The sequence below is a fragment of the Stenotrophomonas sp. STEN022 genome (assembly GCF_056760155.1).
This window is the reverse complement of the sequence record NZ_JBRREG010000163.1, coordinates 1-5,310: the sequence shown is the minus strand read 5'-3', so window position 1 is coordinate 5,310 and position 5,310 is coordinate 1. Positions and strand designations below refer to the sequence as shown.

General features: G+C 65.8%; 5 protein-coding genes. 2 read left to right on the top strand and 3 right to left on the bottom strand.

The window, feature by feature from the left end:
* Positions 1–276: 276 nt before the first annotated feature.
* On the top strand, positions 277–1,380 hold the full coding sequence (gene ddlA / locus ACVOMF_RS20400; RefSeq protein ID WP_481510894.1) for a D-alanine--D-alanine ligase: 1,104 nt from the start codon (positions 277–279) through the stop codon (positions 1,378–1,380).
* Positions 1,381–1,455: 75 nt separating this feature from the next.
* Here ddlA and ACVOMF_RS20395 read toward each other — a convergent pair whose 3' ends face one another.
* The 3 genes from ACVOMF_RS20395 to oleC all read right to left on the bottom strand — a co-directional run bounded on the left by ACVOMF_RS20395 (position 1,456) and on the right by oleC (position 4,684).
* Positions 1,456–1,611, bottom strand: a complete 156-nt coding sequence (locus ACVOMF_RS20395; protein ID WP_282269396.1) for a DUF1328 domain-containing protein — start codon at positions 1,609–1,611, stop codon at positions 1,456–1,458.
* A gap of 101 nt (positions 1,612–1,712) precedes the next feature.
* Positions 1,713–2,699, bottom strand: a complete 987-nt coding sequence (gene oleD / locus ACVOMF_RS20390) for a 2-alkyl-3-oxoalkanoate reductase (RefSeq protein ID WP_481510893.1) — start codon at positions 2,697–2,699, stop codon at positions 1,713–1,715.
* Positions 2,700–3,040: 341 nt separating this feature from the next.
* A complete protein-coding gene (oleC, locus tag ACVOMF_RS20385; RefSeq protein ID WP_481510892.1) occupies positions 3,041–4,684 on the bottom strand; it encodes an olefin beta-lactone synthetase in 1,644 nt (547 codons plus the stop codon).
* Between the two features lie 104 nt (positions 4,685–4,788).
* Between oleC and ACVOMF_RS20380 the strand changes: the two genes are divergently transcribed.
* A complete protein-coding gene (locus ACVOMF_RS20380; protein WP_481510891.1) occupies positions 4,789–5,220 on the top strand; it encodes a YkgJ family cysteine cluster protein in 432 nt (143 codons plus the stop codon).
* The last annotated feature ends 90 nt before the right edge of the window (positions 5,221–5,310 follow it).

Below are 5,310 nucleotides of genomic sequence, written 5' to 3'. Positions count from 1 at the left end.
CCCCCCCCCCCCCCCCCCCCCCCCCCCCCCCCCCCCCCCCCCCCCCCCCCGGCCCCCCCCCCCCCCCCGGGGGGGCGTTCCCCCCGGGCGGGCCCCCCCCCCCCCGGGGGGGCGCGCCCCTACCCGGGGCTACGGGCTCTGATGCATCGTCCGCACAGGGTTTGTTCATGTCAGCGCCCCGCGATAAACAAATCCCGAATCCCCAATCCCCATTTCCGGCTTTTGCGTTCATGCTATGCAGACACCACCAAACACAGCGTCAGGAGCACACAGGCAATGGGCAAGACCCGGGTTGGCATCATCTTCGGCGGTCGTTCGGCCGAGCACGAGGTCTCGCTGCAGTCGGCGAAGAACATCTTCGATGCGCTGGACAAGGAACGTTTCGACGTCAGCCTGATCGGCGTGGACAAGCAGGGCCTGTGGCACCTGTGCGACGCGGCCGGCTTCCTGCTCAATGCCGATGATCCCAAGCACATCGCGCTGGACACCTCCGGCCCGGTGCTGTCGGTACTGCCCGGCGCGGAGCGCGGCCAGCTGCTGGCCGCCGATGGTCGCGACGTTCCGCAGTTGGATGTGGTGTTCCCGATCGTGCATGGCACCCTCGGCGAAGACGGCACCCTGCAGGGCCTGCTGCGCACCTTGAACCTGCCTTTCGCTGGCCCCGGCGTGCTTGGCGCAGCCGCGGCGATGGACAAGGACATGGCCAAGCGCCTGCTGCGCGATGCCGGCCTGGCGGTGGCGCCGTTTGCCTGCTTCAACCATGTCACCGCTGCACGCGCCGACTACGACGCGCTGGTCGCGCAGCTCGGCCTGCCCTTGTTCGTCAAGCCGGCCAACCAGGGTTCGTCAGTGGGCGTGAGCAAGGTGCGCAACGCCGAGGAGTTCGCCACCGCGATGGCATTGGCCCTGTCGTTCGACCACAAGGTGCTGGTGGAATCGGCGATTGTCGGCCGCGAGATCGAATGCGCGGTGCTGGGCAATGACGTGCCCGAAGCCAGTGTCTGCGGCGAAGTGGTGGTGCATGACGACTTCTACGCCTATGACACCAAGTACATCAGCGCCAGCGGTGCGGAGACCGTGATCCCGGCCGATATCGCTGCCGATGCACAGCAGCGCATCCGCGAGATCGCCGTGCGCGCCTACCAGGCGCTGGACTGCATCGGCATGGCGCGCGTGGACGTGTTCCTCACCGAGGTCGGCGACGTTGTCATCAACGAACTGAACACCCTGCCCGGCTTCACCAAGATCAGCATGTATCCCAAGCTGTGGGGCGCAAGCGGGCTGGGTTATACCGCGCTGATCACGCGCCTGATCGAGCTGGCGCTTGAGCGTCATGCTGCAGACAGGAACCTGCGCAGCTCGATCAGCACGTCGGCCTGATCGAAACTGCTGAAACGACGCGGCCCGCACCCTCCAGGAGGATGCGGGCCGTTCTGTTTCTGGCGTCAGGAGTGATCAGCCTTTCTTGCGGAACATCGACACCACCGCAAGGATCAGGAAGACGACGAACAGGATCCACGCAATATTGCTGGCCGCACCGGCAATGCCACTGAAGCCGAGCACGGCTGCAATGATGGCGATGACGAAGAAAACGACGGCGTAATGCAGCATGGGCTGGGTCCTCGGTTGGAATCAGGGTTCCATCCTCGGCAATCGCCGGTCGCGATACGGTGACAGGAACGTTAGCGCCGCATGATGGCGACGCAGTCCATTCAGGAAGCGGCCGCCAACCGGCGCAGGCCCTCTTCGATGGAGACCTTCGGCACGTAACCGAAATCGCGGCGCGCCGGTTCCATCGAATACCAATGCGGCGTGCACAGCTGCTCGGCGAGGAAGCGGGTCATCGGCGGTTCGCCGGACAGTCGCAGCAGCGGCCACAGCTTTTCGCAGACCGACCCTATGCGGTAGGCAGTCTTGAACGAGATCGATTTCTCCACCCCCGGCGCACCCACCGCTGCAAGCAGGCGGTTGAGCAGTTCGCGCATCGGCAGCGGTTCGCCGTTGGAAATGAAGTAGGCCTTGCCAGCGCAGGCCGCGCCCACCACCAGATGATCGAAGGCATCGAAGTGCGCCTGCGCGGCGTTGTCGATGAAGGTGGTATCGACCTTGTTGTTGCCATCGCCGACGAAACGCAAACGACCGGCGCGGGCACGTTCGGCCAGGCGCGGCACCAGCTGGTTGTCGCCCGGACCCCAGATCAGGCGCGGACGCAGGGCGATGGTGGCCAGATCGGCACCGTTGGCGGCCAGCACTTCCTGCTCGGCGATGGTCTTGGTTGCGGCATACGGCGCCTGGAAGTCCTCCCCGTAAGGCACTTCATCCGCCCCCAGGCCTTCGACCGGATGGGTGGCGCGGTGAGTGACGCTGGGCGTGGAGGTATAGACCAGGCGGCCGATGCCATGCGCCTTGCAGGCGGCAAGCACGTTGCGGGTGCCGACCACATTGGCCTGGAAGTAGCTGTCGTAGCTGCCCCATGCGCCAGCCTTTGCGGCGTTGTGGAAGATGGCATCGACACCGGCGGCGGCGTGATGCACGGCATTGGCATCGGCCAGGTCGCCGCGGATCTGGCCAACGCCAATCTCCTGCAGGGACGGGTAATGCCCGCGATTGAAGCTCAGCACCTGATGGCCGCGTTCGACCAGGCCACGGCACAAGGCCTGACCGAGAAAACCACCACCACCGGTAACCAGAATCTTCATTCGTTTGATCGCTCTGTTGCTGGGCTTCCGCGCCGACGTCGTGCTGCGGCGGAAGCATTGAGATTTGTCCGTCAGTATCGCAGCAGTGGTGTGCGGGTGGATTGTTGATGTTGGTGGCTGAAAGCTTTACCCCTCCCCAGCCCTCCCCTCCGCCTTCGGCGCAAGGGAGGGAGCATGAGCCCCCTCCCCAGCCCTCCCCTTGCCTGCGGCAAAGGGAGGGGGCAACAGCAGCAGCGCTACGGGTGCGTCGAGCAGCCAAGCTTTAGCCCTCCCTTTCGCGCAGCGAAGGGGAGGGTTGGGAGGGGTGCTCTTGCTCTTGCTCGTGTTTCAAGCCTTCCAGTTCAACTCAACTGTGCCTGCGCCCACACCGCCAGCTTCTCGCGCCCGATCTTGGCGTTGTGGCGGATATCCACCGGGAAGCCCGGGTGACGCAGGAAATGTTCGATACCTGCCAAATCTGGATGACGCAGTGCCATGACCCGCAACTGCGTTTCGATTTCAGCGAAGTGCTGATCCGGCAGCGGCTCGTAACACAGCACCGGCACCTGCTGGCCCAACGCACCAACACCCACCAGAGCCGTGCGCCGCACACCTGCTACGGTGTTGAACACCGGCTCCACCTGCTCGGTATACAGCGGCCCTGCCGCTGTCTCGACCCGATGGGTCTTGCGCCCGCAGAACCACAGCCGCCCCTGGGCATCGAACCAACCCACATCGCCCATGCGGTGCACGATGCGCTCGCTGCCGTCGGCCAGCACTTCGCGGATCTTGGCTGCGGCCGTTGCCTGCTGTCGGTTGAAGTAACTGTCGGTGGTGGTCGGGCCAACCACGGTGATTTCGCCCACCTCCCCGGCTGGCAGTTCGCGCGCGCCGCTCCAGTCGGCGATAGGCGCGTCGGTGATGCCAATGATGCGCACGACATTCGGTGCGACCACGCGACCAACGCAGGTGCCCGCACCAGCTTCGGTGGCCTCACGCGTATCGACCAGTTCGCGACCTTCAATCACCGCTACCGGCAGGCATTCGGTGGCGCCGTAGGGCGTCCAGAACTGGCCGTCCTCCGGCATCAGCGAACGAATCTTCGACACGATCTCCGGCGGCACCGGTGCGCCGGCCGAGGTGGCGCGGGTCACCGTTGGCAGCGGCTGGCCGTGTTCGGCCAGTACCCGCATCAGCGCCGGCGAACCAAACAACTGGGTCACGCCGAAACGGGCGATGGCATCGTGCAGCTTGCGCGGATCGGCGCTACCCGGCCGGGTCGGGTCCATGTCCGGGATCACCGAGGTCAGGCCCAGCGCCGGGTCGAACAGGGCGAACGGCGGGAAGGTCGGCAGGTCGATGCCACCGGGCTGCATGCCGAAGGCATTGCGCAGCAGTTCCACCTGGCCAACAAAATGCCGATGCCGGTAGACCACGCCCTTGGGCACGCCGGTGGAGCCGCTGGTGAAGAGAATCGCGGCCACATCGTCCGGCGCGGTGGCGGCCAGCTGGCTGCCCGCACCTGCGCCATCGGCCTCGATCTTCGCCAGGGTGATGCCGCCCCAACCCCAGCGACGACCGACGGTGATCTTGACCTTGGCCGCCCTGGCCCAGCCCAGCAGAACCCGCGCAAACTGCGCCAAGGGGATGCCGATGAAGGCCTGCGGCTGTGCTTCATCCAGGCACTGCTTCAGCGCGCGCTTATCAATGCCCGGGTCGACCAGCACCGGCACCGCGCCGATTTTGAACAGGGCGAACATCAACAGGAAGAACTCCGGCCCGGGCCGCACCATCACCACCGCGCGCACTCCACGGCCGATGCCGTTGGCCGCCAGGCCAGCGGCAATGGCGTCGCTGCGGGCGTCCAGCGTGCGGTAATCCAGGGTCACGTCGTAGGCGGCCATGCCATTGGCGGCGGGCTTGCCGGGGCAACGGATGGCGATCTGGTCGGGCCGTTCACGCGCCAGCTCAGGCAGGCGCGCGGCGATATTGCAGGTTTCGTTCATCTTCCTATTGTCGCCAATGCAGAAAAATCTTGCGCGCAGGCCGTCACCGTGGAAAATTTCGCACCTTCCTTTTGTCCTATTCCTGCTGCCAAGGCCGGTATCCCATGCCCCATCCCTGCCTGACCTGCGGTGCCTGCTGCACCCAATACCGTGTTGCCTTCCACTGGATGGAATCGGACGAAGTCACCGAAGGCGGCGTGCCCCACCAGCTGACCCAGCGCCTGGACCCGCACCGGCTGTGCATGCAGGGCACCTACTCGGACCCGATCCGCTGCGTGGCCCTGGACTCGGAGATCGGCGTGTACTCACGCTGCACCATCCACCCCAACCGGCCCAGCGTGTGCCGCGAGGTGGACGCCTCCTGGGAATACGGCAAGGCCAGCTCGCAGTGCGACCGCGCGCGCGTCGCCCACGGCATGGAGCCATTGACCCTGGCCGATTGGCGCTGGCGCGATGATGCCGACAACGACGACGATCATCCGGACGACAACGGCAACAGCCCGTCCTCTCCGCCGAATACGCCGATTGCGGCTTGAGGATGTGGAGTGGTGACAACCCCACCGCCCCGGAAAGCACACCGAACACCCCGCAACCCCCCCCCAAAAACCCCGAGGTAAGCCCCCCCC

What these genes read in the sequence shown, in the direction of transcription:
- oleC (WP_481510892.1), bottom strand. Translation starts at nt 4,684, where the DNA reads ATGAACGAAACCTGCAATATCGCCGCGCGCCTGCCTGAGCTGGCGCGT.
- oleD (WP_481510893.1), bottom strand. Translation starts at nt 2,699, where the DNA reads ATGAAGATTCTGGTTACCGGTGGTGGTGGTTTTCTCGGTCAGGCCTTG.
- ddlA (WP_481510894.1), top strand. Translation starts at nt 277, where the DNA reads ATGGGCAAGACCCGGGTTGGCATCATCTTCGGCGGTCGTTCGGCCGAG.
- ACVOMF_RS20395 (WP_282269396.1), bottom strand. Translation starts at nt 1,611, where the DNA reads ATGCTGCATTACGCCGTCGTTTTCTTCGTCATCGCCATCATTGCAGCC.
- ACVOMF_RS20380 (WP_481510891.1), top strand. Translation starts at nt 4,789, where the DNA reads ATGCCCCATCCCTGCCTGACCTGCGGTGCCTGCTGCACCCAATACCGT.